This is a genomic window from Stenotrophomonas maltophilia, assembly GCF_006970445.1.
Lineage (GTDB): Bacteria > Pseudomonadota > Gammaproteobacteria > Xanthomonadales > Xanthomonadaceae > Stenotrophomonas > Stenotrophomonas maltophilia_AU.
The window spans coordinates 3,296,338-3,322,875 of the sequence record NZ_CP033877.1; the positions used below are offsets into that span (position 1 = coordinate 3,296,338).

Below are 26,538 nucleotides of genomic sequence, written 5' to 3' on the forward strand. Positions count from 1 at the left end.
CCAGATACGCGTTGGATGTGAAAATACTCAGTTGATGCCCGATCAGTTGATGCTCGAGCCGATCCGCGACGGCTCGAAGCCATCCTTGCAGAACCAGCCCTGGCAGTTCAGCCAGATCAGGAAGGCCCTGCCGCGCAGGTTTTCTTCCGGCAACAAGCCCCAGAAACGGCCGTCGTCGCTGTTGTCTCGGTTGTCGCCCATCACCAGGTACTTGCCGGCCGGCACGGTCCACTGGCCCTGGCCACGCGGATAGTCGGTCTCCAGCACGGTGTGGGTGCGGCCCGGCAGGTGCTCGACCAGCAGGTTGGCGCCCTCGCCCTGGCCCTTGTGGCCGGCATAGATGCCCTTGTTGTCGTACTTCAGCGGTTCGCCGTTGAGGATCACGCCGTCGCCTTCGAAGACCACGGTGTCACCCGGCACGCCGATCACGCGCTTGATGAAATTCTCGCCCTTGGCCGGATCGTTGTCGCTGTGGCCCGGGAAATGGAACACCACCACGTCGCCGCGCGACGGCTCACCGAACGGCACGATCTTGGTGTTGCTGATCGGCAGGCGCAGGCCATAGGAGAACTTGTTGACCAGGATGAAATCGCCGATCAGCAGATTCGGCATCATCGAGCTGGACGGGATCTTGTACGGCTCGGCGATGAAACTGCGCACGATCAGCACGATCGCCAGCACCGGGAAGAACGCACGCGAGTAGTCCACCAGCACCGGCTCGGAATCGAGCAGGCCCGCGCGCTGGGCGCGACGCTTGGCGAAGTACAGCTTTTCGCCAAGCAGGATCAGGCCCGAGGCCAGGGTCAGTACGACCAGGAGGATCTCAAACAGTTTCATTCAGGGTCCTTTGCAACGTCACCAGACGACCGGCCCCGCAGGGCCGGTGCGGGCTTACTTGTTGTCCATCTGCAGAACGGCCAGGAACGCTTCCTGCGGGATCTCCACGCGGCCGACCTGCTTCATGCGCTTCTTGCCTTCCTTCTGCTTTTCCAGAAGCTTCTTCTTGCGCGAAACGTCGCCACCATAGCACTTGGCCAGCACGTTCTTGCGCATGGCCTTGACCGTGGTACGGGCGATGATCTGCGAGCCGACGGCGGCCTGGATGGCCACGTCGAACTGCTGCCGTGGGATCAGGTCCTTCATCTTGTCGCACAGCTCGCGGCCGCGACGATCGGCATGGCTGCGGTGCACGATCAGCGACAGTGCGTCGACCTTGTCACCGTTGATCAGCACGTCCACGCGCACGAACGGGCCCGCGTCGAAGCGCACGAAGTGGTAGTCCAGCGAGGCATAGCCACGGCTGACCGACTTCAGCTTGTCGAAGAAGTCCAGCACCACCTCGGCCATCGGCAGCTCGTAGCTGATCTGCACCTGGCTACCCAGGTAGTTGATGCCGATCTGGCTGCCACGCTTCTCTTCGCACAGCTTGATGATGTTGCCGATGTACTCCTCGGGGGTGAGCACATTGGCGCGGATGATCGGCTCGCGGATTTCTTCCACATGGTTCACCGGCGGCAGCTTGGCCGGGTTGTCCATGTTGATGATGGTGCCATCGGTCTTCAGCACCTCATACACCACCGTCGGCGCAGTGCTGATCAGGTCCAGGTTGTACTCGCGCTCCAGGCGCTCCTGCACGATTTCCATGTGCAGCATGCCGAGGAAGCCGCAACGGAAGCCGAAGCCCATCGCCTCGGAGCTCTCCGGCTCGAAACGCAGCGCGGCATCGTTCAGGCGCAGCTTGTCCAGCGCTTCGCGCAGGTCCGGGTAGTCCTCGGCATCGACCGGGAAGAGGCCAGCGAACACGCGCGGCTGCATTTCCTGGAAGCCCGGCAGCGGCTTCGGCGCCGGATCGCCGGCCAGAGTGAGGGTGTCGCCGACCGGCGCACCATGCACGTCCTTGATGCTGGCAGTGACCCAGCCCACTTCACCGGCACGCAGCGCCGGCAGCACCTTGCGCTTGGGAGTGAACACGCCAACGTTGTCGACCTGGTGATTACGGCCGGTCGACATCACCTGCAGCTTGTCACCGGCCTTGATCTCGCCCTGCATCACGCGCACCAGCGAGACCACGCCCAGGTAGTTGTCGAACCAGGAGTCGATGATCAGCGCCTGCAGCTTGTCGGTGTCGCGCGGCACCGGCGGCGGAATGCGATGGACGATCGCTTCCAGCACGTCCTGCACGTTGAGGCCGGTCTTGGCGCTGACCGGCACGGCGTCGGCGGCGTCGATGCCGATCACGGCCTCGATCTCGGCCTTGGCGCGCTCGATGTCGGCGGTGGGCAGGTCGATCTTGTTGATCACCGGCACCACTTCCAGGCCCTGCTCCACCGCGGTGTAGCAGTTGGCCACCGACTGCGCTTCCACGCCCTGGGCCGCGTCGACCACCAGCAGCGCGCCTTCGCAGGCGGCCAGCGAGCGGCTGACTTCATAGGAGAAGTCGACGTGGCCGGGGGTGTCGATGAAGTTCAGGTGGTAGGTCTGCCCGTCCTTGGCCAGGTACGGCAGTGACACCGATTGCGCCTTGATCGTGATGCCACGCTCGCGCTCGATCGGATTGGAGTCGAGCACCTGCGCTTCCATCTCGCGGGCCTGCAGGCCACCACAGAGCTGGATGATGCGGTCGGCCAGCGTGGACTTGCCGTGGTCGACATGGGCGATGATGGAGAAGTTGCGGATGTTCCGCATCGAATCAGAAGACATAGGTGGCGGCGGCGCGCGGCGTCGTCAGGGTAACGGTCGATTATCGCATGCCCGGCGCCCGGCCGCGAAAACTGCCTCGCCGGACCGGGCCCGGAACGGCCGAAGCCCCGCCGGAGCGGGGCTTCGGGGGAGACGCAGGGCCGCCGAAGCGGCCCCGGCAAGCCTTACTGGCCGGCCTTGACCGCCACGAAGGCACTGTTGCCGTTGGCCGTGCGGACCAGCAGCATCACCACGTCATCCTTCTTGAAGCCGGACAACGCCCGGTTCAGGGCATCCACGCTGCCGACCGCGGTGCGGCCGACCTGCAGGATGACCATGCCCGGCGACAGGCCGGCATCGCGCGCCGCCTGGCCCTTGACCCCGGTGATGCGCACGCCTTCGTTGCCGTTGAGCCCGAACTGCTTGCGCTGGGCAGCATTCAGGTCGCTGACGTCCAGTCCCAGCAGTGCATTGGCGCCGGTCTGCGGGGCCGCTTCAGCACCGCCGGCCGCCGGACCGCGCGCATTGCCCTGTCCGTCTTCACTCAGCGCGGTCAGCGTGGCACTGAGCTCATGCGGCTTGCCGTCGCGGTACACCACCAGGTTCACCTTGCTGCCCGGCGCCATCGCACCAATCAGCGGCGGCAGGTCGGACCAGCTGTTGACCGCGCTGCCGTTGACCGAGCGGATGACATCACCCACCTGCACACCGGCCTTGGCGGCCGCACTGCCGGCCACGATCTGGTTGACCAGCGCGCCACGGCTGTCCGGCAGGCCCAGGCCCTGCGCCTTCAGCGAATCGATCGGCTCGACCACCGCACCGAGCTGGCCACGGGTGACCTTGCCGCTCTTCTTGATCTGCTCGACCGCGCTCATCGCCAGGTCGATCGGGATCGCGAAGCTGATGCCCATATAGCCGCCGGAGGCGGAGAAGATCTGCGAGTTGATGCCGACCACTTCGCCGCGGGTGTTCAGCAGCGGGCCACCGGAATTGCCCTGGTTGATCGCCACGTCGGTCTGGATGAACGGCACGTAGCGCTGATCGGCGCCACCGGTACTGCGGCCCAGCGCGCTGACGATGCCGGCCGTGACCGAGTGGTCGAGGCCGAACGGCGAGCCGATCGCGACAACCCACTGGCCCGGCTTCAGGGTGTTGGAGTCGCCCACGCGCACGGTCGGCAGGTTCTTGCCGTCGATCTTCAGCAGGGCCACGTCGTACTGCTGGTCACTGCCCACCACCTTGGCGGTGAACTCGCGGCTGTCGCCCAGCTTGACCTTCACGTCACTGGCGTCGGCCACCACGTGGTAGTTGGTCAGCACATAGCCATCGGGCGAGATGATGAAGCCCGAGCCCATGCCGCGGCCCTTGATGCTGGGACCGCCATCCTGCCCACCCGGGCCCTGCCCCGGCATCGGGAAGTCAGGACCGAAGAAGCGGCGGAAGAACTCCGGCATGTCATCGTCGCCGCCCATCGGGCCGCGCGAGGCCTGGCGGTTGTTGCGGACGATGGTGGTGTCGACGTTGACCACGCCCGGGCCGACCTGTTCGACCAGGTTGGTGAAGTCGGGCAGGCCACTGACCAGCGGCTGCGCGGGCGCCCGCGGCGCCGCGGCCGGCGCAGGCTGGGTCTGGGCGGCCGGCGCCGGCGCCTGTGCGCAGGCCATCAGCGGAAGGGTCAGGGCCAGCAGGCCAATGGCCTGCGTGCGGAGTCGGGGAGTCATCGGACGGCAACCTCCGGGTCGGATGGAAAGAGGAATACGGGCCCCGCCGGCGGCGGGGCGTGAAGGCGCCCGGCTCAGTCGCGCGGGCGCGGCGGCACCGGCAGGTCGTCCTGCAGGCGCGGCTCGAACGGGTAGAACGCGGCGCCACCGGCATGGGCCGGGAAGCTGGCATTGAGCGCGCCACCGGCGGCGGGCGCCAGGCTGGAGCGCGGCCACGGCCGGGCCTGCAGCCCACCGACTTCACCGAACGGCAGGTTGCGGTTGGCATTGGCCGGCACGGTCGGGGTCAACGGTGCCTGCACGGCGGCGATGGCGCGCTGCGGGGTCTCATCGCGCTGGGCGGCACGCGCGGCCTGCTGGCTGCGCGTGGCACTGGCGCGACGGGCGTCCTGGCGGCGGTTGGCCGCGGCCATCGCCACGGCTGGCACACCAGCCACAGCCATCGCGGCAGTGTCCACCGAGGCTTCGGTCACCGCCGCCGGATGGGACGGCGCCGGCGGCAACTCCGCCTGGCTGGCGATCACCTGCGGTGCCAACGGCTCGCCAGGAGTGCCCTCCTTCAGCTTCTCGCCGCCCATGAACAGGGCGACCGCAGCAACCGATGCGGCCAGGGCGGCGCCGCCTCCCCAGGCTCGCCAACCACTGCGGCGCACCTGGCGGCGGGGTTCGGCCTGCGGCGTCGGCTCGGCCGCGATGGCGGCCGACACGGCGGCGCTGAAGCCGGCCGGTGCCAACACCGAGGCCTGCCCTCGCATCACGTCGCCCAGCAGCTGCCAGCGTTCCTGGCAGCCGGCCAGCTCGGGGTCGTGCTCCATCCGGCGCAGCAGGAAGCGCGCTTCATCGGCGCCCAGCTCAGCATCGACCAGGGCCGACAGCTGCTCGCGATGGCGCTGGTCCAGGCGCTGCCCGGCGGGCGATTGATGGTTCTGAGATTCGTTGAACGGATTACTGGTCATACGCGGCTCTTCTCACGGGTGGCGCTGCCGATGTCCAACAGCGGCCGGAGTTCGGTGTCGATCGCCTCGCGCGCCCGGAAGATCCGTGAACGCACGGTGCCGATCGGGCACCCCATCTTCTGCGCGATATCCTCGTAACTCAGGCCTTCCACCTCGCGCAGGGTGATCGCTGACCGGAGTTCTTCCGGCAGCGCGTTGACGGCCTTCATTACCGTCTGTTCCAGCTCCTGGCGCATCAACTCGCGCTCGGGCGTGTCGGTGTCCCGCAGGCGGGTACCGCTGTCGAACTGCTCGGCGTCGCCGATGTCGATGTCATCGGTCGGCGGACGTCGATTGTGTGAAGCCAGGTAGTTTTTGGCGGTATTCACGGCGATTCGATGCAACCAGGTTGAGAACTGGGCATCGCCACGGAAACTTCCGATCGCGCGGTAGGCGCGGATGAAAGTGTCCTGGGCGACGTCCTGACATTCGCTCCAGTCGGCGATGTAGCGACCGACCAGGGCCACGACTCGATGCTGGTACTTGCGCACCAGGACATCGAACGCGGCACTCTCGCCGTGCTGCACGCGCCGGACCAGCTCCAGATCCAGCTCCTGAGGTGTATCAACATCGGCCATGAGGGGCCGCACTCCTGTCAGCCCAACCGACGTCGGGCAATGAGACTGCCAATCCCGGGAAAAGTTCAGTCGCCGATCACCCGGCGCCGCACCAGCTTTTAACCACCGTTCCGTTAGCGTCCCGGTCCACGGCCATGGATCCGGGGGCGCCACTCCCCTGCTATTGGGATTTGACGCGGGGGAAACAACCTCTGGATCATAGCCGCTTCTCCATACACAACCGGATGGAACGTCCATGCTCTCAGGCTTCGATGGTCTCCGCTTCAGCCACTGGCACCCCGAGATCCGCGACGACGGCGTGGTGGTTCTCTCCCTGGATCGTCAGGACAGCAGCGTCAACGCAATGTCGCAGGACGTGCTGCTGGAACTGGGCGACCTGCTTGAGCGCATCGCCCTGGACCCGCCCAAGGGCGTGGTGGTCCAGTCGCTGAAGAAGGCCGGCTTCATTGCCGGTGCCGACCTGAAGGAGTTCCAGGAATTCGACCGTCGCGGCACCGTCAACGACGCGATCCGTCGCGGCCAGGCCACCTACCAGAAGCTGGCCGAGCTGCCCTGCCCCACCGTGGCGGCGATCCACGGCCACTGCCTGGGCGGCGGCACCGAGCTGGCATTGGCCTGCCGCTACCGCGTGGCCTCCAATGACAGCAGCACCCGCATCGGCCTGCCGGAGACCCAGCTGGGCATCTTCCCGGGCTGGGGTGGCAGCGCGCGCCTGCCGCAGCTGGTCGGTGCACCGGCGGCGATGGACATGATGCTGACCGGCCGCACCCTGTCGGCCTCGGCCGCGCGCGGCATCGGCCTGGTCGACAAGGTGGTGGCACCGGCGGTGGTGCTCGATACCGCCGTGGCGCTGGCGCTGTCCGGCACCACGCGCCCGTTCAAGCAGCGCGCGACGGCCTGGGCCACCAACACCTGGCTGGCACGCACGCTGCTGGCGCCGCAGATGGTCAAGCAGGTCGCGCGCAAGGCCAAGAAAGACCAGTACCCGGCACCGTACGCGCTGATCAGCACCTGGCAACGCAGCGGCGGCAAGCCGATGCAGGCCCGCCTGGACGCTGAGCGACGTGCCGTGGTGAAGCTGGCCAGTACACCGACCGCGCGCAACCTGATCCGCATCTTCTTCCTCACCGAGCGCCTGAAGGGCCTGGGCGGCGGTGATTCCGGCATCCGCCACGTGCACGTGGTCGGCGCCGGCGTGATGGGCGGCGACATCGCCGCGTGGGCCGCTTACAAGGGCTTCGAGGTGACCCTGCAGGACCGCGAGCAGCGCTTCATCGACCCGGCCATGGAACGCGCGCAGGCGCTGTTCGCCAAGAAGGTGCGCGACGAGAGCAAGCGTCCCGCCGTGGCCGCGCGCCTGCGTGCCGACCTGGAAGGCAACGGCGTGGCCGAGGCCGACCTGGTGATCGAAGCGATCATCGAGAACCCGGAAGCCAAGCGTGCGCTGTACCAGACGCTGGAACCGAAGATGAAACTGGACGCGCTGCTGACCACCAATACCTCGTCGATTCCGTTGGTGGAACTGCGCGACCATATCCAGCGCCCGGCACAGTTCGCCGGCCTGCACTACTTCAATCCGGTCGCGCAGATGCCGTTGGTGGAGATCATCCATCACGATGGCATGGCGCCGGAAACCGAGCGTCGCCTGGCCGCGTTCTGCAAGGCGCTGGGCAAGTTCCCGGTGCCGGTGGCCGGCAGCCCTGGATTCCTGGTCAACCGCGTGCTGTTCCCGTACATGCTGGAAGCCGCCACCGCGTATGCCGAAGGCATCCCGGGCCCGGTGATCGACAAGGCCGCAGTGAAGTTCGGCATGCCGATGGGCCCGATCGAACTGATCGATACCGTCGGACTGGATGTGGCCGCCGGCGTCGGCCGCGAACTGGCGCCATTCCTGGGCCTGCAGATTCCCGCCGCGCTGCAGACGGTGGAACCGGACAAGCGTGGCAAGAAGGACGGCCAGGGCATCTACGCCTGGGAGAACGGCAAGCCGAAGAAGCCGGACGTGGCCAGCGATTACCAGGCCCCGGGCGATCTGGAGGACCGCCTGATCCTGCCGCTGTTGAACGAGGCGGTGGCCTGCCTGCACGAAGGTGTGGTGGCCGACGCGGACCTGCTGGATGCCGGCGTGATCTTCGGCACCGGTTTCGCCCCGTTCCGCGGCGGTCCGATCCAGCACATCCGTGCGGTCGGTGCCGACGCGATCGTCGAGCGGCTGAAGGCGCTGCAGCAGCGCCATGGCGATCGTTTCGCACCGGGCCCGGGCTGGGACAATCCCGCCCTGCGCGAACCGGTGGTTTGAGTTCATCGGCCGGGCCTGCGGCCCGGCACCCGCGGTAGTGCCGGCCGCTGGCCGGCAACCTCAGAAGCCAGAGCCAAAGTGGCTCTGGCTTTTCTGTTTGTTGGGCGGGGCGGTGTCGGGTTGCGGGGACGCCGTAAACCCGTCCTTGGGGGCTTGGCCGCGGCATCCATGCCGCGGACACCCCGCAACCCGACACCGCCCCACCCCTGACAGTTTCCCGGTGACGGTGGGTGAACTGCGATGGCTGTAGGTGTCGACCTTGGTCGACACCAGGAGCGAAGCGACCGGCGTTTGATTTTGATTTTGATTTTCTTTTTTTCTTCTTCGTGGCTGGACGCACACGGAAACTGTCAGAGGTCGGGCGGGTGGGTTGCGCAGGACCGTTGGCGCCATGGATGGCGCCATCGAGCCCCCATGGATGGGTTTACGGCGTGTCCTGCGCAACCCACCCGCCCGGCCAAGCACGACTTTTGATCTTGCTTCCGCCTTCAGCGACCAAGCAACCAGCCACGAGGGGCTGCGCCGTTGGCTGGAACAACCTGTTACCCATACGGGGCATGTGCCCGTCACAGCTGCATGCGATGCTGACCACCTGATCCCTGCCAGCGAGAACGCCCGCATGACCACCATCATCGCACCGCGCGTGCACGACATCGGCGGCCTCGAAGTCCGTCGCGCCGTCCCTACCCTGCAGGCGCGCAGCATCGGTTCGTTCGTGTTCGTCGACCAGATGGGCCCGGCACTCATGCACCCCGGCACCGCCATCGACGTGCGCCCGCATCCGCATATCGGCCTGGCCACAGTCACCTACCTGTGGTCGGGCGCCATCGGCCACCGCGACACGCTGGGCTCGGATCAGGTGATCCGTCCCGGTGACGTCAACTGGATGACCGCCGGCCGCGGTATCGCCCATTCCGAGCGCACGCCGCAGCCGGACCGCGATCACGACAACCCGATCCACGGCATGCAGACCTGGGTGGCACTGCCGAAATCGCATGAGGAAATCGAACCGGCGTTCTACCACCATGCCGCGGCCACCCTGCCCGAGCAGCGCCGCAATGGTGTCTGGCTGCGAGTGATCGCCGGCCGCGCCTATGGCGAGGAATCGCCGGTGAAGGTGTTCGCCGACACCCTCAACGTAGCGATCGATCTCGACCCGGATGCGGAGATCGATATCGACAATGGCCACCGCGAGCGCGCGTTGTACATCCTCGAAGGCGACGCGCAGTTGGACGGCGTTGACATCCCCGCCCAGCATCTGGTGATCCCCGAAGCCGGTGCGATAGGTCGCCTGCGTGCGAAGACGCCGGTGAAGGCGATGCTGTTCGGCGGCGAGCCGCTGGATGGCCCGCGTCATCTGTGGTGGAACTTCGTCTCCAGTTCGAAGGAGCGCATCGAGCAGGCCAAGCACGATTGGGAAGCCGGCCGCTTCGGCACCATTCCGGGCGACGACAAGGAATTCATCCCCCTTCCGCAGTACTGAACATCGCGTGTTGCACACATCCGAAGGTGTATCCCTGCACCCGGCGTTGACGCTACAGTCACCCGCTGATCATTGAAATGTGACATAAATCACACTTTCGACCGTCAAAGGAGTGCAACACATGAGCATGGGTAAACGCTTGTCCGCCGAGTTCCTCGGCACGTTCTGGCTGGTTCTGGGTGGCTGTGGCAGTGCGGTGCTGGCCGCCAAGTTCGGTGGTGACGGCAATCCGCTGGGTATCGGTTTCCTCGGCGTAGCGCTCGCCTTTGGCCTGACCGTGGTGACCGGCGCCTATGCGTTCGGCCATATCTCCGGCGCGCACTTCAATCCGGCGGTCAGCGTCGGACTGTGGGCCGGTGGTCGTTTCCCGACCAAGGACCTGGTGCCCTACATCATCGCCCAGGTCGCCGGCGGCCTGCTGGCCGGCTTCATCCTGCTGCAGATCGCCTCCGGCGCCAGCGGCTTCGCCATCGATGGCAGCCAGGCCGGTGCGTTCGCCAGCAATGGCTATGGCGCGCTGTCGCCCGGCGGCTACAGCGTGGCGGCCGCCTTCCTGTGCGAAGTGGTGCTGACCGCGGTGTTCCTGATCGTGATCATGGGTTCCACCCACGGCAAGGCACCGGCCGGTTTCGCCCCACTGGCGATCGGCCTGTCGCTGACCCTGATCCACCTGATCAGCATTCCGGTCACCAACACCTCGGTGAACCCGGCCCGCTCCACCGCCGTGGCCTTCTTTGCTGGCAGCGGCGCAGTCAGCCAGCTGTGGCTGTTCTGGGTCGCCCCCCTGCTGGGCGGCGCGATCGGCGGCCTGATCTACAAGTGGATCGGCAACGACCGCTGATCCACGCGGCACCCATTGCGGTCGACCCTCGGCCGCAATGGTTACGCTTGTAACCGCGAATTGTGCGATTGCTCACGTTCCGTTAAGGTTGAGTTGACCATCCGTGCACATGCCGGATGGGGCGGCATCCGGGGATGGGATGCCATGCCGCTGGCCCTGCTGGCGGTGCCAAACAACTCATCACCTTGGGGGATGCATGAAGTTCGTGCCTGTCATGTTGTCGAGCCTGCTGTTCGCTGCGGCCCAGGCCGCCGCACAGGCACCGTCCGAATGTCCTTCGCTGCCGGCCAGCAGCGGGCTGCAGTGGCAGCAGCAGGTGCAGGCCGATTTCCTGGTCTGCCGCGCAAGCACCAGTGACGGTCGAGAAGTACTGAGCCTGATGCTCAGCGCGCGTGATCCGGCCATTCCGCTGAGCCGCTCGCTGCGCCAGGAAAAAGGCAGCTTCGGCGGCGAATCGCTGTACTGGTACCAGCCCGACCTGGGCGGCCAGCAACCGCCGGGTTATGCCGAGCGCCGCATCAGCGTGGTCAAGATCGACAAAGGGCGTTACGCGCAGATTTCGCTGTATCCGGACAGCGCGCAGGAACTGGGCTCGTTGCAACAGCTGGCGCAGGGCATGAGCCTGACCCCGTCGGCCGTGGCTGCCGGGCGCTGAAGGTGACGGGGATGACTGCCTGGCAGCATCCCCGCAGCGCGACCCGATCCGACGGTAGTGCCGGCCGCTGGCCGGCACCCCGATCCGCCTTTATCCGAGGCTGTTGCCGACCAACGGCCGGCACCCCCTCAGAACTTGCCTTCCTGGAAATCGACGAAGGCCTGCATCAGTTCCTGCCGCGTGTTCATCACGAACGGGCCGTGCCGCATCACCGGCTCGCGCAGCGGACGGCCGGCCACCAGGATCAGGCGCGCGCCTTCGCTGCCGGCCGAAACATGCAGCTGTTCGCCACCGCCCAGCACCGCCAGTTCCTGGCGCGCGACATCGCGCGCAGCATCCTGCTCACCCACCGTCAACGCACCTTCGAAGACATAGGCGAAGGCGTTGTGGCCTTCCGGCAGCGCGTAGGTCCAGGCCCGGTCGGGCGCCAGCGTGATCTCGAGGTAGAGCGGCTCGGTGGCCGGCTGCACGATCGGGCCGCGGGTGCCGTCGACCGTGCCGGCGATCACCTTCACTTCCACGCCGGCGTCCGGCTGCACCACGGGAATGCGCTCGGGCGCGAACTCCTGGTACTTCGGCTCGGTCATCTTCTCCTTCGCCGGCAGGTTCACCCACAGCTGGAAGCCGCGCATCTGCCCGCTTTCCTGCTCGGGCATCTCCGAGTGCACCAGGCCGCGGCCCGCGGTCATCCACTGCACGCTGCCCGGGGTCAGCAGGCCTTCGTTGCCATGGTTGTCGCGATGCCGCATGCGTCCGTCGAGCATGTAGGTGACGGTCTCGAAACCGCGGTGCGGATGCTCCGGGAACCCGGCGATGTAGTCCTCGGCGCGGTCGGTGCCGAATTCATCGAGCAGCAGGAACGGATCCAGGTCCGGCAGCGTGGGGCCGCCGATGACGCGGGTCAGGCGCACGCCGGCACCGTCGGAGGTGGGCATGCCACGGATGGTCCGCAGCACGCGGACCGGTTCGGGAAAGCTCATGGCGACTCCTGTTGGATGGATGCCAGTGAAGATGGACGCCACATGGCCGTACGCCAATGGATGGCACCGCAACCGATTGTTCCATCCCTGATGTTCGTTGCACGTCAGCGCAACCGCCGTACGACCAAAGTACTAACGCCGATTCGTCCTGTGCCAATTGACCCTGTCGAGGGCACGCGGGACTCTTTGTCTGTCTTTCCGGGAGAGAGCACCTCATGAAAGGGTTTTCCAAACTGGGCTGGGCGGTACTCGCCCTGCTCGGCGCGTTCTGTCTGGGCACCGTGGCGCTGCGCCGCGGCGAACACATCAATGCCCTGTGGATCGTCGTCGCGGCGGTGTCGCTGTACCTCGTCGCCTATCGCTTCTACAGCCTGTTCATCGCCAACAAGGTGATGCAGCTCGATCCGACCCGGGCCACCCCGGCGGTGATCAACAACGATGGCCTGGATTACGTGCCGACCAACAAGCACGTGTTGTTCGGCCACCACTTCGCCGCCATCGCGGGCGCCGGCCCGCTGGTCGGCCCGGTCCTGGCTGCGCAGATGGGCTACCTGCCCGGACTGCTGTGGCTGGTGGTGGGCGTGGTGCTGGCTGGAGCGGTGCAGGACTTCATGGTCCTGTTCCTGTCCAGTCGCCGCAATGGTCGCTCGCTGGGCGATCTCGTGCGCGAGGAGATGGGCCAGGTGCCCGGCACCATCGCGCTGTTCGGTGCGTTCCTGATCATGATCATCATCCTGGCGGTGCTGGCGATGGTGGTGGTCAAGGCACTGGCCGAAAGCCCGTGGGGCATGTTCACGGTGATCGCGACGATGCCCATCGCGATCCTGATGGGCGTGTACATGCGCTACATCCGCCCCGGCAAGATCGGCGAGATCTCGGTGGTCGGCCTGATCCTGCTGCTGGCCGCGATCTGGTACGGCGGCAAGGTCGCCGCCGACCCGGTATGGGGCCCGGCGTTCACCTTCACCGGCACCCAGATCACCTGGATGCTGATCGGCTATGGCTTCGTCGCTTCGGTGCTGCCGGTGTGGCTGCTGCTGGCCCCGCGTGACTACCTGTCGACCTTCCTCAAGATCGGCACCATCATCGCGCTGGCCATCGGCATCCTGGTGGTGATGCCGGAGCTGAAGATGCCGGCGCTGACCCAGTTCGCCGCCAGCGGTGATGGCCCGGTGTGGAAGGGCGGCATGTTCCCGTTCCTGTTCATCACCATCGCCTGCGGTGCGGTGTCGGGTTTCCACGCGCTGATTTCCTCCGGCACCACGCCGAAGCTGCTGGCCAATGAAGCGCACATGCGCTACATCGGCTACGGCGGCATGCTGATGGAATCGTTCGTGGCAGTGATGGCGCTGGTGGCGGCCTCGATCATCGATCCGGGCATCTACTTCGCGATGAACAGCCCGGCTGCCGTGATCGGTGCCGATGCGGCTTCGGCCGCGCACTACATCACCAACACCTGGGGCTTCACCATCACGCCCGAGCAGCTGACCGCGACCGCGGCGGCGATTGGCGAGCCGACCATCCTGCACCGCGCCGGTGGTGCGCCGACACTGGCAGTGGGCATCGCGCAGATCCTGCACCAGGCCATCCCCAGCAGCAGCGACGCGATGATGGCGTTCTGGTACCACTTCGCGATCCTGTTCGAAGCACTGTTCATCCTGACCGCAGTGGACGCCGGCACCCGTGCCGGGCGCTTCATGCTGCAGGACCTGCTGGGCAATTTCGTGCCGGCCCTGAAGAAGACCGAGTCGTGGACCGCCAACATCATCGGCACCGCCGGCTGCGTGGCACTGTGGGGCTACCTGCTCTACACCGGCGTGGTCGATCCGTTCGGTGGTATCCAGACGCTGTGGCCGCTGTTCGGCATCTCCAACCAGATGCTGGCCGGTATCGCGCTGATGCTGGGCACGGTGGTACTGTTCAAGATGAAGCGTGACCGCTATGCGTGGGTTACCGCAGTACCGGCAGTGTGGCTGCTGATCTGCACCACCTACGCCGGCTTCATCAAGATCTTCGACAGCAACCCGGCGCAGGGCTTCCTGGCACAGGCACACAAGTTCCAGGCCGCGCTCGCCAGCGACACGATCACCGCACCGGCCAAATCGGTGGCGCAGATGAAGCAGATCGTGGTCAACGCCTACGTCAACACTGGCCTGACCGCGCTGTTCCTGCTGGTGGTGGGCGCAGTGCTGGTGTATTCGATCAAGACCATCCTCGCGGCCCGCCGCAATCCGCAGCGCACTGACCGCGAAACCCCGTACGTGGCGCTCAAGCCGCATGAAATGGTGGATCTGTGATGAGCACGCAACTGGTTCCCGCCGGCCAGTACCAGGCGCACCGCCGCATCTGGCGGCGCCTGGTGCAGACCGCACGACTGTGCTGTGGCATTCCTGATTACGACAACTACGTCCGGCACATGCTGGAAAAGCATCCGGACCAGGAGCCGATGGACTACAAGACGTTCTTCCGCGAACGACAGGAAGCGCGTTACGGCGGACGCAACGGTGGCCGTTGCTGTTGAGCGGTGAGGTGGGTGCCGGGCTCACAGCCCGGCGCCCGCAGAGTCAACTGCAACTGCAACGGCCAAAGCGTCGGCTCTGGTTTTCCGTGAATTTGGCGGGGTGGTGTCGGATGGCGGGGACGCCGTAAACCCGTCCTTGGGGGCTTGGCCGCGGCATCCGACACCACCCCACCTTCGACAGATTTCCGGTGACGGCAAGAAGCATCAGGGGGCAGATCCGTTTCCGCAGGGAAACGGATCTGTCCTTTCTTTGTTCATGGATACCCATGAAGTGCATCCACGCATGACGTGGATCTATCCGGTGGCAGGCAAAAAGAAAGCCGAGCGTGGGCCCGGCTCTGCACGGGGAAGGCGTGTCCACGGCAATTGCCGTGAACACGCAACATGATCGTCAGCTCAGGACTCAGGCCCCGGCCATCCACTTCAGGATCAAGCCGGTGGCGTAGGCCAGGCCGGTGCCGGTGGCATAGCCCACCGTGCCCAGCAACACACCTACCGGGGCCAGCGTCGGATGGAACGCCGCTGCCACCACGGGGGCCGAGGCGGCCGCGCCGATGTTGCCCTGCGAACCGATCGCGAAGAAGAACAGCGGCGCGCGCAGCAGCTTGGCTACCACCCACAGCACCAGCACGTGCGTGGCCATCCAGATCGCGCCGAGCAGGAACAGCCACGGCCGATCCAGCAGCGACAGCAGGTTCATCTGCATGCCGATGCACGCGATCAGGAAGTACAGGAACACCGTGCCCAGCCGCGAAGCGCCTGCGGCTTCCAGCCGGCGTGCACGGGTGAAACTCAGGCCCAGGCCCATCGCCGTGGACAGCAGGATCACCCAGACGAACTGGCTATCGAGACTGAACTGGCTGGCCCAGCTGACATTGGCCTTGAACCAGCCCGACAGCGGCGCGGCGATGGCGTGGGCCAGGCCGACGCCACCCAGTGCCACGCCAACGATCACCATCAGGTCGGTCATGCTGGGAATGCGCGCGTTCTGAGCCTCGTAGGCACTGATGCGCGCCTTCATCTCGTCGATCGCGCGGGTATCGGCACCATTGCGGGTATCGATCTGCTGCGCGCGGTTGGCCAGGAACAGCAGGATCGCCATCCACAGGCTGGCGCAGGCCACGTCGACCACCGCGAACTGTCCAAAGGTGGTGGCGTCGGTGCCGAACACCTCGCGCATGGCAACCATGTTGGCGCCGCCACCGATCCAGCTGCCGGCCAGAGCGGCCATGCCGGCCCAGGTATCACCGGCCACCGTTTCCGGATGGATCAGCTTCATCAGCTGGAACGAGACGATGGCGCCGAGCATGATGCCGGCGGTACCGGCGCAGAACACGATCAGCAGTTTCGGGCCGAGCTTGGCGATGCCCTTCAGATCGATCGACAGCGTCAGCAGGACCAGCGCGGCCGGCAGCAGCACGTCGCGCGCGACGGGGTTGTACAGCGAGGTGTTGTGGCCATCGATGACACCGGCGGTGTTGTAGATGGCGGGGATGAAGTAGCACAGCAGCAGTGCCGGCACCCAGGCGAAGATCTTCTTCAGCAGTGGGGTCGGGCCACTGGCGGCCCAGAAGATCAGGGCCAGGGTGGCGGCAATCAGGCCCAGTCCAACGATGTCGTTGCTGATCAGGGCAGTAGCGGGTTCGGTCGGCATGGGATCCTCTGTCGATCGAAAGAGCGGGAAAAAAAAGCGCCGCATAAAGCGGCGCAGGTCGAGATTAACACTGTCTTCACGCCGGGTCATGCTGCGCTGCTTGCCGCGTTCCCCTGCATTGACGACTATTGCTGCATCGCCGTTGTGGAGCAGGCCCATGCAGCTTGGTGCGTTCTCTGTCAGCTTGTCCGTAAAGGATCTGGCCGCCTCCCGTGCGTTCTACGAAGCCCTCGGGTTCTCGGTCACCGGTGGCGATCCCACGCAGAACTGGCAGGTGATGCGTAGCAACGGCACGGTGATCGGGCTGTTCCAGGGCATGTTCGAAGGCAACCTGCTGACCTTCAACCCCGGCTGGGACCAGCACAAGCAGGAACTGCCCCACTTCCAGGATGTGCGTGAACTGCAGGCGGAACTGGATGCCAAGGGCATCGAACTGGCGGTACGGACCGATCCCGATGGCCAGGGGACCGGCTACCTGCAGCTGGCCGATCCCGACGGCAACGTGATCCTGATCGACCAGCACGTGGCGCGACCGACTGGCACCTAGTGCCGTGGGGTTGCCGGCCAGCGGCCGGCACTACCGCGATGTGGGGCGCGAAGCGCCGAAGTCCAGGGTGACGCGTGTGCCGCGCGGTTCACAAGGCTGCAGCTGGAGGGTCCAGCCCAGGTGTTCGCACAGCCGCGCGATCAGGTCCAGGCCGATGCCGCCGCCACGATCGGCGCGCTCCCCCCGCGCCATGCGGGCGTGGATCGCTGCGATCTCCTCCGGGCTCATGCCATGTCCCGGGTCCTGCAGGGTCAGCACCGCAGACGAACTCAGCTGCAGCTCGATATGGCCGCGACCGCTGTTCTCGATGGCATTGCGCAGCAGGTTGCCGATCGCTGCCTGCACCACCGCCAGCGGCGCGACGATGTCCACCGGTGCGGCCTGGATGCCGATGCTCAGGTCCTTGTCGCCCAGCAAATGGCGATGGTCGTCAACGATCTCCGGCAGCAGCTGGTCCAATGCGATGCGCTCGGCACGCGCGGCCAGGCGCGCCGGATCGCGCGCCAGCACCAGCAGCAGCTCGATCAGCTGCTCCACGCTCTGTGCCGTGCGCAGGACCCGCTGCACCTGCTGGCGGGCACGCTCGGGCAGGCCCGGTTGCTCCAGCGCCAGCTCGGCTGCACCGGTCATCACCGCGATCGGCGTGCGCAGCTCGTGGCTGGCGGTACTGATGAAGACCCGCTCGCGCTCGACGAACTGCTCGTTGCGGTCCAGGTAGTCGTTCAACGCATCGGCGATGGTGTGCAGCTCGGAACTGCCGCGTGGATCGACCTCGATGCGCTGGCCCTGGACGCCCGGCCGCAACGCGCCGATGTGCTGGGCCAGCAGGCTCAACGGGCGCACCATGCGCTCCATGCCGAAGGACGCCATCAGCACGGTGACGAAGATCATGATCACCCCGGCCAGCATCACCCAACGCGTGGCGAACTGCTCCAGGTCATGGAAGTCGGAGATGTCCAGCGCCAGCGCGACGCGCCCCATGGAACGGGTCTCGCGCACCATCACCGCCGTCTCCCGCCCCTTGATCATCACTCCGTCGTGCAATCCCGGATGCAGCGTACGCAGGCTCTCAGGCAGGTTGACTGCATCGAAGCGGTACAGACTGAGCGTGTCCGAATCCTGCCAGCGATAGTGCGGTTCATGCTCGACGTGCTCGACGATGCTGTCCAGCTCGGAATTGAGCAGCGCACGCCAGGCCGCGTGTTCGGCGTGCTCGTGCACATAGTTGCCAACGCTGAACACGGCGATCGACAGCAGGGCCAGGTAGCCCAGCAGCCACCACACCACGCGCCGGTACAACGGCCCCGGCTTACGCGCCTTCATCATCATCCTTGCCAGCATCCGTGGCCGTGGTCACCGCCAGGCGATAGCCTACCCGTGGCAGGGTATGGATCAGTTTCTCGGCGAAGGGGCCGTCAACGCTGCGGCGCAGTTCGTAGACATGCGAGCGCAGCAGGTCGCCGTCCGGCGGCTCGTCGCCCCACAGCGCGAACTCCAGCTGCTGGCGGGTCACCGCCCCCGGGCTGGCACGCATCAGCACTTCCAGCAGCTTGCGGCAGGCCGGGTACAGATGCAGCACCTGGCTGCCGCGCTGGGCCTCCAGGGTTGCAAGGTCCAGCACCAGGTCGCCCACCTGCAGGCGCTTGCGCGGATTGCGGCCCTGCGCGCGCAGCAGCAGCGCCTCCAGCCGCACTTCCAGCTCGGGCAGGGCGAACGGCTTGGTCAGGTAGTCGTCGGCGCCGGCGCGGAAGCCGGCGATCTTGTCCGGCAGCTCATCTCGCGCGGTCAGCATGATCACCGGCACCTCCGACGCGTGCTCGGCGCGCAGGCGACGCAGCACCTCCGGGCCCTCCATGCGCGGCAGCATCCAGTCCAGGATCACTGCATCGTAGGGGTGGCTGCCGGCCAGGTGCAGGCCGGTGATGCCATCCGGGGCCACGTCGAGCACGTGCCCGCGCGACTCGAAATAGTCGAACAGGTTGGCCACCAGCTGGCGGTTGTCCTCGATCACCAACAGACGCATGCACGAAACATCCACGGAAGTTCGTACCATGGTAGCGCCGCACATGTCGGAATGCGGTCGCCCCGGCGCCGCTCTGACGCTTTTCCTACCCCTGCCACGTCAGAGTGGCCGTTTTGCTCCCGGAGCCTGCCGTGCCCGTAGCCCTGCCCCGCCGTTGGCGCCTGCCCCTGTTGTGGCTGCTGATCATTGCTGCGCTGGCAGCGGGGATCGGCCTTCGGCAGCCACAGCCGCCGGACGAGCCGCGCTTCGTGCTGGCGGCGCGGACCATGGTCGAAAGCGGGGAATGGCTGCTGCCGCACCGCGGCGTGGAGTTGTACGCGGAGAAGCCGCCGGTCTTCATGTGGCTGCAGGCGGCGGCCTATGAGATCGTCGGCAGCTGGCAGTGGTCGTTCCTGCTGCCGTCGCTGCTGGGCGCCCTGCTCAGCCTGTGGCTGGTCTCGGACCTGGCACGCCGGCTGTGGTCCCCCCGGCATTCCCTGTACGCGCTGGCGGCGCTGTTCTGCACCCTGCAGTTTGGCCTGATGGCCAAGCGCGCGCAGATCGACATGGTGCTGGTCGGCATGACCACGGTGGCCCTGTGGGGACTGATGCGCCACCTGTGCGAGCGCCGCAACCTGCCCGCATTGTGGCTGGCGGGTTTCGCCGCGGGCCTCGGCACGGTGACCAAGGGCGTGGGTTTCCTGCCACTGCTGATGGTGCTGCCCTGGTTCGGCTGGTGGCTGTACCAGCGCCGTCGCGGGCACCGCGTGGAGGGCCCGCATCCGGCAACGCTGCTGTGGCTGATCCCGGCCTTCCTGCTGGGCGTGGCGGTGTGGCTTGCCCCGCTGGGCTGGGCACTGCTGCATGAGCCCAGTGCGGCACTGCAGTCCTATGCCCACGAACTGCTGTTCAAGCAGACCGGCACGCGCTACGCCAATGCCTGGCACCACCGCCAACCGGTCTGGTACTACCTGCAGGTGATCCTGACCCTGTGGCTGCCGGGCAGCCTGCTGCTGCCGATGCTGTTCAAGCCGTGGTGGCGCCGCATCCGCCGTGGCGACCGCCGGCAGTGGCTGCTGCTGGGCTGGGCGCTGCTGGTGCTGGTGTTCTTCAGTGCCAGCCCCGGCAAGCGCGAGGTCTATGTGCTGCCGATGCTGCCGGCGATGGCACTGGCGGTGGCCCCGTTGTTGCCGGGCCTGCTGCGCCGCCTGTGCGTGCGCCGCTACCTGTTCGGCTACAGCGTGGTGCTGATGCTGGCCACCGGCGTACTCGGCGTGATGCTGATGACCGAGCACCCGTGGGCGTTGGCGCAACTGGATCGGCGGGCGATGCCCGATACGCTGCTGCCGGTGCTGGGGGATGGCCTGCTGACCTTTGCCATTGCCCTGGCCACGTTGATCGTGTGGCTGCGGGTGCGCCGCGCTGCAACGCTGGTGCTGCTGACCCACGGCATGCTGTGGATGCTCTACGGCCTGGTGCTGATCCCCGCGCTGGATCCGTTCGCGTCGGCATCGGCGGTGATGCGCCGGGTGGGCGCGCGGATCGGACCGGACGCTGAACTTGCGCTGGTCGCCTGGCGCGAACAGAACCTGCTGCAGGCCGACCGGCCGGTGCGCGAGTTCGGCTTCAAGCGCCCCTGGGCCGAGCAGTGGCATGACGCCGGCCCGTGGTTGGCCGAGGCACCAGCGAAGCGCTGGCTGCTGGTGCTGGACGATGCGATGAGCCCGTGCGTGGACCCGACCAAGGTGATCGACATCGGCATTGCCAACAGGAATCGTTGGCAACTGCTTCCCGGTACGGCCTGGGACCCGCAATGCCATGCCGAACGGGCCGGCTCGACCGCGGAAGAAGACTGAACGTTGGCACGCGCCGGGGAATCATTAACCCGGCGCGAACGAGCGTCCGACCCTTCTCCGACATCCAGGTGACGAGCATGACTGCGGATTCCCGAACCGCCCCTTCCCAGCATGCCCGTTCGTCCCCTTGATTCGGTAGCGCCGCTTGCGACATCGCCACTGGCGTCAAAATTTGCCGTAACTCACCTTTGGCTACCTGTCGCAATCGGTCTGCCCGTGTTCACGCTGCTGATGGGTTTCGGCGGCGACCAGTGGGTGGCCGATCACCTGTTCCGACTTGAGGGCGGCCATTGGGCGTTGCAGGACGCCTGGATCACCCGCTCGGTGGTGCACAAGGCCGGCAAATGGCTGAGCACGGCAGCAGCGCTGGTGGCGATCCTGCTGTGCTTCCACCACTGGCGCAAGGGACGCGATCGCACCCTGCGATGGGCGCTGCTTTATGTCGTAATTGCCATGGCGCTGGGCACCGGCGTGATCTCCCTGCTGAAGGCACTGGTGCCGATGGAATGCCCGTGGGATCTGCTGCGCTACGGCGGCCACGAGCCCTTCATCGGGTTGCTCACGCTGCGCCCTGATGGCATGGCGCCGCGTGCCTGCTTCCCGGCCGGCCACGCCAGCGCGGGCTATGCCTGGCTATGCCTTTACTATTTCGCCTTGCTGTGGCGCCCTTCATGGCGCTGGGCCGGGTTGTGGATCGGTCTTGCCACCGGCCTGGTGTTCGGTATCAGCCAGCAGCTTCGGGGCGCGCATTTCCTTTCGCATGACATTGCCACTGCATTGATATGTTGGCTGCTTTCGCTCGGCCTGTATCTGATCGTCAAACGCGTCCTGACACGCCGTCAGCCGGACCGTCCCAACCGCCAGGAGGCAAACGCATGAGTGCATCGGTCCAACGCCCCGCCCGCCTCCCCGCGTTGGCGAGTCTTCGCCGCTGGCGGCCGCAGCTGTCCACCGAAGCACTGATCGCACTGACCAGCCTGTTCTTCGCGGTGGCCGGCAACGGCCTGTTCTGGCACAGCGCGATGGCCAGCCATCCGGGCAGCCTGCGCTATGCGCTTTCGCTGCTGCTGTTGCTGCTGGGTGCGCACGGCGTGCTGCTGGGCATCCTGGTCTGGCGCTGGAACGCCAAGGTGGTGATCAGCCTGTTGCTGCTGGTGACCGCATTCGCCGCGCACTACATGAGCCGCTACCACATCTACCTGGATGCGGACATGCTGCGCAACGTGCTGGCGACCGACCCCAAGGAAAGCCGCGAGCTGATGACCGTGTCGCTGCTGTGGCCGGTGCTGTTGCTGGCAGTGCTGCCGATGGTGGTGCTGTGGCGCGTGCAGCTGCGTCGTCGCAGTTGGGGCCGCAGCCTGCTGTGGCGATTGGGCTTCCTGGTGGTGGCGGCGGTGACCGCCGTCGGCGGCGCGTTGATCTCGTTCCAGGATGTCTCGGCACTGATGCGCAACCAGCGCGAAGTGCGCTACCTGGCTACGCCTGCCAATGTGCTGCTGGGCATGCCGCGTGCATTGCGTGGCGACAACCCGGTGCAGCGCGCACCGAAGTTGCCGATCGGCACCGATGCCAAGGCCACCCCGCGAGCACCGGCCAGCAAGCCGCGGCTGCTGGTGATCGTCATGGGCGAGACCGTGCGCGCGCAGAACTGGGGCCTCAACGGTGGCCGCAACACCACCCCGGAACTGGCGCAGGCCAGCGTGATCAATTTCCCGGACATGCATTCGTGCGGCACCAGCACCGAGGTTTCACTGCCGTGCCTGTTCTCGCCGTGGGGTCGCCACGACTACGACGAAAAGAAGATCCGTGCCCACCAGTCGCTGCTGCACGTCCTGAACCGCGCCGGTATCGCGCCGTTGTGGCGTGACAACCAGTCCGGCTGCAAGGGCGTGTGCGAGGGCCTGGACTTCCAGTCGCTGTCCGACGCCACCACCCCGGGCCTGTGCGCCGATGGCCGCTGCATGGACGAGATCCTGCTGCAGGACCTGGCCACCCAGGTACGGGCCAAGCCCGGCGACCGGGTGGTGGTGCTGCACCAGCTGGGCAACCACGGGCCGGCCTACTTCGAGCGCTATCCGCCCGCATTCCGCCGCTTCACTCCGACCTGCGACACCCGTGACATCGGCCGTTGCTCGCGCGAAGAGATCACCAACAGCTACGACAATGCCGTGCTGTACACCGATCACTTCCTGACCAAGACCATCGGCACGCTGCAGGGCATGCAGGACTACGACACGGCGATGATCTACCTGTCCGACCACGGCGAGTCGCTGGGCGAGAAGGGCCTGTTCCTGCACGGCGTGCCCTACGCCATCGCCCCGGCCGAGCAGACCCGGGTACCGATGACGATGTGGTTCTCGCAGGGCTTCGCCAGCAGCCGCGGGTTGGACCTGCAGTGCGTGCGCAAGCGGTCGGCGGCGTATACCGACCATGACAACCTGTTCCCGTCGGTGCTGGGCCTGATGCAGGTGAAGACCTCGCTGTACGAGCGCGACCGGGACGTGTTCGCCAGCTGCGAAGGTTGAGGGTTGTTCGGCAGGGCTTGCAGCCCTGCACCTGCAGAGGCAACTGCAACCGCAACGGCCGAAGCAACAGCAACAGCATGCATTCCGTGGGATGGCGGGGTGGGTCCGGTGGCGGGAGACGCCGTAAACCCCGCTCCGCGGTCCGGCCCAGCCGCTGGCGGCTGTGCGTTCGGGCGCTTGCGAAGCAGTGCTTCGCAAGCAAAGCGCCCTCACCCATGGGGGCTTGGCCGCGGCATCCATGGCGCTCACGCCCCCGCAACCGGACCCACCCCGCCTTCGACAGTTTTCCGCGATCGGTTGGAACGACCTTGGGGTCGGATCCGTTTTCCGGAGGAAAACGGATCCGACCCCATTTTGATTGTCGATACCTGACAGGTGTGTCGACCAAGGTCGACACCTACCGACAGCACACGGAATCTGTCAGAGGTGGGGCGGTGTCGGAGTGCGGGGTGTCAGCCGCATGGATGCGGCTGCCAAGCCTACAGGGACGTACTTGCGGCGTCCCCGCACTCCGACACCGCCCCACCAAACCACGGATAGTCCGCTGTTGCTGTTGCTTCGGCCTTTGCCGTTGCCTGAAGGCCTCTGCGGGTGCCGGGCGCCGCCCGGCCGACTTCCGCCACTTGCGGTGGCGGCGACTGCCCACTAGCCTTCGGCCGTCGTTCACCACCCAAGGATCGCCCGTGAAACACCGTCATCTCCTGCTGGCCTCGGCAATCGCCGTCGCCACGCTGGCCCTGGCCGCCTGCAAGAAGGAAGCTGCCCCAGGCACCGATACCGCCAGCAGCAGCGCTCCGGCCGGCGAAACCGCCGACCAGTTCGTGGCCCGCATCAATGCCGAGTTCAAGGCCGCCTACCCGGAGATGACCTCGGCGCAGTGGCTGTCCTCCACCTACATCAACGGTGATTCGGAACGCATCGCGGCCAAGGCCAACGAGCGCTCGCTGACCCAGCTCAACAGCTGGATCGAACAGGCGGCCAAGTTCGACGGCAAGCCGATGAGCGAGGACAGCAAGCGCGCGATCCACCTGCTGAAGCTGATGTCGTCGATGCCGGCGCCGCGCGACCCGGCCAAGCTGGCCGAGCTGACCCAGATCGCCACTCGCATGGAAGGCAGCTACGGCGCCGGCAAGTACTGCACCGACGCCAACGATCCGAACTCCTGCCGCCAGCTGGGCGAGCTGGAGCAGGTGCTGGCACGCAGCCGCGATTACGACAAGCAGCTCGACGCCTGGCAGGGCTGGCACAGCACCACCAAGAGCATGCGCGGCGACTACCAGAAGTTCGTCGGCCTGGTGAACGAAGGCGCCAAGGGCATGGGCTTCACCGATGCCGGCCAGATGTGGCGCAGCGGCTACGACATGCCGCCGGAACAGATCGGCCCGGAAACCGATCGCCTGTGGGAACAGGTCAAGCCGATGTACGAGCAGCTGCACTGCTACGCGCGCGGCAAGCTGGACAAGACCTACGGCAAGGACAAGGCCGAAGTGGGCAACGGCCTGATCGCCGCGCACCTGCTGGGCAACATGTGGCAGCAGGACTGGTCGAACCTGTGGGACCAGCTGGAACCGTACCCGGGTGCCGGCAGCCTGGACATCACCGCTGCGCTGGAAAAGCAGTACCAGACCAACCTGAGCGCGGCGCTGGCCAAGGCCGGCAAGGATGCCAACGTGGCAGCGCAGTACAAGGCGCAGCGCGAGGCCGAACTGCGTACCGCCAAGCAGATGACCGAACGCGCACAGGACTTCTACGTGTCGCTGGGCATGCCGTCGCTGCCGCAGTCGTACTGGGAACGCACCCAGTTCATCAAGCCTGACGACCGCGACGTGGTCTGCCACGCCAGCGCCTGGGACATGAACATGGAAGGCGACGTGCGCACCAAGATGTGCATCAAGCCGAACGAAGAGAACTTCACCACCATCTACCACGAGCTGGGCCACATCTATTACGACCTGGCCTACAACCCGCTGCCCCCGCTGTTCCAGGGCGGTGCCAACGATGGTTTCCATGAAGCGATCGGCGACACCATCGTGCTGGCGATGACGCCCAAGTACCTCAGCTCGATCGGCCTGGTCGATGCGCCGACCGAGAGCCGCGAAGCGGTCATCAACAACCAGATGCGCATGGCGCTGTCGGGCGTGTCGTTCCTGCCGTTCGGGCTGATGATCGACCGCTGGCGCTGGGGCGTGTTCGATGGCTCGATCACCGCCGACAACTACAACAAGGCGTGGTGGGACCTGAAGGCCAAGTACCAGGGCGTGGCGCCCGCCAGCACCCGTGGCGAGGAGTTCTTCGATCCGGGCGCGAAGTACCATGTGCCGGGCAACACCCCGTACACCCGCTACTTCCTGGCGCGCATCCTGCAGTTCCAGTTCTACAAGGGCCTGTGCGATGCGGCCGGCTACAAGGGCCCGCTGCATGAGTGCACCTTCTACGGCAACAAGGAAGCCGGCCAGAAATACTGGGCGATGCTGAGCAAGGGTGCCAGCCAGCCGTGGCAGGCCACGCTGAAGGAGCTGACCGGTACCGACAAGCTCGATGCCGGCCCGATGATCGAGTACTTCACCCCGGTCAACGAGTGGCTGAAGCAGCAGAACGAAGGCCAGATGTGCGGCTGGCAGGCCAACGCGGCCCCGGCGGCGAAATGAGAAAAGGGGCGGGCCCGCGAGGATCCGCCCCTTTCTGGTAGTGCCGGCCGCTGGCCGGCAACTACGCGATGAAGACCCAACGGGCAGCCGGCCAGCGGCCGGCTCTGCCGAAATGCCTGTCAGCTGTTCTTCTTCGCGGCCATCGCAGCGGCCAGCTCGGCCTTGAATTCCTCGAAGGTCTGGCCCTTCTCCTGCGCTTCGGCCTGTGCGGCATCGCGCAGCGCATCGGAGTACATCAGGCGCACCGGCGTGCCGTTGCGCTCGTGCAGTTCACCGGCCTGCATGATCAGCGCCAGCACCTGCGCAGCGCTCTCGCTGTGGCCAGCGATGCGGCCGTCCATGCCCAGCACCCATTCGCCGTCGCGGCGCACGACACCCGCCAGCAGGGTGCGCTGTGCATCGCGCAGTTCCGCATGCGGCTCCACCGGCGAGGCCTGGGCAGCGGCCTTGTTGGCGGCCTGCTTTTCCTGGCGACGGCGCTGGTCGCGGCGGGTCTTGGAACTGGTGGACATGGTGCGGTACCGCTGCGAAGGGGGGCGCAAGGATAGCGCACC

Annotated in this window: 21 protein-coding genes; 11 read left to right on the forward strand and 10 right to left on the reverse strand. The window is 66.4% G+C overall.

All coding sequences use genetic code 11. The features are described 5' to 3' along the window. Positions 1–42 precede the first annotated feature (42 nt). From lepB to rpoE, 5 genes are all read right to left on the reverse strand, one after another. On the reverse strand, positions 43–837 hold the full coding sequence (gene lepB / locus EGM71_RS15260) for a signal peptidase I (RefSeq protein WP_188485562.1): 795 nt from the start codon (positions 835–837) through the stop codon (positions 43–45). Between the two features lie 54 nt (positions 838–891). Then, the gene (gene lepA / locus EGM71_RS15265) at positions 892–2,685 is read right to left on the reverse strand and encodes a translation elongation factor 4 (protein WP_188485563.1); all 1,794 of its coding nucleotides are present in this window, start codon (positions 2,683–2,685) and stop codon (positions 892–894) included. Between the two features lie 179 nt (positions 2,686–2,864). Continuing rightward, on the reverse strand, positions 2,865–4,400 hold the full coding sequence (locus EGM71_RS15270) for a DegQ family serine endoprotease (RefSeq protein ID WP_188485564.1): 1,536 nt from the start codon (positions 4,398–4,400) through the stop codon (positions 2,865–2,867). Positions 4,401–4,474: 74 nt separating this feature from the next. Further along, the gene (locus tag EGM71_RS15275) at positions 4,475–5,356 is read right to left on the reverse strand and encodes a sigma-E factor negative regulatory protein (protein WP_188485565.1); all 882 of its coding nucleotides are present in this window, start codon (positions 5,354–5,356) and stop codon (positions 4,475–4,477) included. Further along, positions 5,353–5,973: an RNA polymerase sigma factor RpoE gene (rpoE, locus tag EGM71_RS15280; RefSeq protein WP_014038091.1), complete on the reverse strand. Its 621-nt coding sequence runs from the start codon at positions 5,971–5,973 to the stop codon at positions 5,353–5,355. Before rpoE ends, EGM71_RS15275 begins: the two co-directional genes overlap by 4 nt. 235 nt (positions 5,974–6,208) lie before the next feature. Between rpoE and EGM71_RS15285 the strand changes: the two genes are divergently transcribed. From EGM71_RS15285 to EGM71_RS15300, 4 genes are all read left to right on the forward strand, one after another. Further along, positions 6,209–8,272, forward strand: coding sequence for a 3-hydroxyacyl-CoA dehydrogenase NAD-binding domain-containing protein (locus EGM71_RS15285; protein WP_188485566.1), 2,064 nt, complete (start codon positions 6,209–6,211; stop codon positions 8,270–8,272). A 619-nt stretch (positions 8,273–8,891) separates the two neighbouring features. Continuing rightward, the gene (locus EGM71_RS15290; protein WP_188485567.1) at positions 8,892–9,755 is read left to right on the forward strand and encodes a pirin family protein; all 864 of its coding nucleotides are present in this window, start codon (positions 8,892–8,894) and stop codon (positions 9,753–9,755) included. A 121-nt stretch (positions 9,756–9,876) separates the two neighbouring features. Beyond that, positions 9,877–10,596 (forward strand): aquaporin Z, encoded by a 720-nt coding sequence (gene aqpZ / locus EGM71_RS15295; RefSeq protein ID WP_032954396.1) that lies wholly within the window; start codon positions 9,877–9,879, stop codon positions 10,594–10,596. A 196-nt stretch (positions 10,597–10,792) separates the two neighbouring features. After that, positions 10,793–11,251, forward strand: a complete 459-nt coding sequence (locus EGM71_RS15300) for a hypothetical protein (protein WP_188485568.1) — start codon at positions 10,793–10,795, stop codon at positions 11,249–11,251. 128 nt (positions 11,252–11,379) lie between these two features. On the opposite strand, the gene EGM71_RS15305 is transcribed toward EGM71_RS15300, so the two are convergent. Next, positions 11,380–12,231: a pirin family protein gene (locus tag EGM71_RS15305; protein WP_188485569.1), complete on the reverse strand. Its 852-nt coding sequence runs from the start codon at positions 12,229–12,231 to the stop codon at positions 11,380–11,382. 215 nt (positions 12,232–12,446) lie between these two features. Here EGM71_RS15305 and EGM71_RS15310 point away from each other — a divergent pair, with 215 nt between their 5' ends. Together EGM71_RS15310 and EGM71_RS15315 are read left to right on the forward strand one after the other, a co-directional pair. Further along, on the forward strand, positions 12,447–14,528 hold the full coding sequence (locus EGM71_RS15310) for a carbon starvation CstA family protein (RefSeq protein ID WP_088026772.1): 2,082 nt from the start codon (positions 12,447–12,449) through the stop codon (positions 14,526–14,528). After that, entirely contained in the window at positions 14,528–14,752 is a 225-nt protein-coding gene (locus EGM71_RS15315) for a YbdD/YjiX family protein (protein ID WP_005410613.1), read from the forward strand. Before EGM71_RS15310 ends, EGM71_RS15315 begins: the two co-directional genes overlap by 1 nt. Before the next feature lie 403 nt (positions 14,753–15,155). Here EGM71_RS15315 and EGM71_RS15320 read toward each other — a convergent pair whose 3' ends face one another. Continuing rightward, complete coding sequence (locus EGM71_RS15320) at positions 15,156–16,406, reverse strand: DUF819 domain-containing protein (protein WP_188485570.1); 1,251 nt, start codon at positions 16,404–16,406, stop codon at positions 15,156–15,158. Positions 16,407–16,563: 157 nt separating this feature from the next. On the opposite strand from EGM71_RS15320, the gene EGM71_RS15325 reads away from it, so the two are divergent. After that, positions 16,564–16,953: a VOC family protein gene (locus tag EGM71_RS15325; protein WP_188485571.1), complete on the forward strand. Its 390-nt coding sequence runs from the start codon at positions 16,564–16,566 to the stop codon at positions 16,951–16,953. 30 nt (positions 16,954–16,983) lie between these two features. On the opposite strand, the gene EGM71_RS15330 is transcribed toward EGM71_RS15325, so the two are convergent. Both EGM71_RS15330 and EGM71_RS15335 read right to left on the reverse strand, forming a co-directional pair. Continuing rightward, positions 16,984–18,276: a sensor histidine kinase gene (locus tag EGM71_RS15330; protein ID WP_188485572.1), complete on the reverse strand. Its 1,293-nt coding sequence runs from the start codon at positions 18,274–18,276 to the stop codon at positions 16,984–16,986. Beyond that, a complete protein-coding gene (locus tag EGM71_RS15335) occupies positions 18,263–18,976 on the reverse strand; it encodes a response regulator transcription factor (protein ID WP_188485573.1) in 714 nt (237 codons plus the stop codon). Before EGM71_RS15335 ends, EGM71_RS15330 begins: the two co-directional genes overlap by 14 nt. 131 nt (positions 18,977–19,107) lie before the next feature. Here EGM71_RS15335 and EGM71_RS15340 point away from each other — a divergent pair, with 131 nt between their 5' ends. The 4 genes from EGM71_RS15340 (at position 19,108) to EGM71_RS15355 (ending at position 25,984) form a co-directional block, all read left to right on the forward strand. Continuing rightward, positions 19,108–20,811, forward strand: a complete 1,704-nt coding sequence (locus EGM71_RS15340) for an ArnT family glycosyltransferase (protein ID WP_188485574.1) — start codon at positions 19,108–19,110, stop codon at positions 20,809–20,811. A gap of 111 nt (positions 20,812–20,922) precedes the next feature. Further along, entirely contained in the window at positions 20,923–21,690 is a 768-nt protein-coding gene (locus EGM71_RS15345; RefSeq protein WP_188485575.1) for a phosphatase PAP2 family protein, read from the forward strand. Then, positions 21,687–23,336, forward strand: coding sequence for a phosphoethanolamine transferase (locus EGM71_RS15350; protein WP_188485576.1), 1,650 nt, complete (start codon positions 21,687–21,689; stop codon positions 23,334–23,336). The genes EGM71_RS15345 and EGM71_RS15350 overlap by 4 nt, the downstream gene beginning before the upstream one ends. A 683-nt stretch (positions 23,337–24,019) precedes the next feature. Next, the gene (locus EGM71_RS15355) at positions 24,020–25,984 is read left to right on the forward strand and encodes a M2 family metallopeptidase (RefSeq protein WP_188485577.1); all 1,965 of its coding nucleotides are present in this window, start codon (positions 24,020–24,022) and stop codon (positions 25,982–25,984) included. 119 nt (positions 25,985–26,103) lie between these two features. Here the strand turns inward: EGM71_RS15355 and EGM71_RS15360 are convergent, their stop codons facing one another. Further along, positions 26,104–26,496, reverse strand: coding sequence for a hypothetical protein (locus EGM71_RS15360; RefSeq protein ID WP_019338658.1), 393 nt, complete (start codon positions 26,494–26,496; stop codon positions 26,104–26,106). Positions 26,497–26,538: the final 42 nt, after the last annotated feature.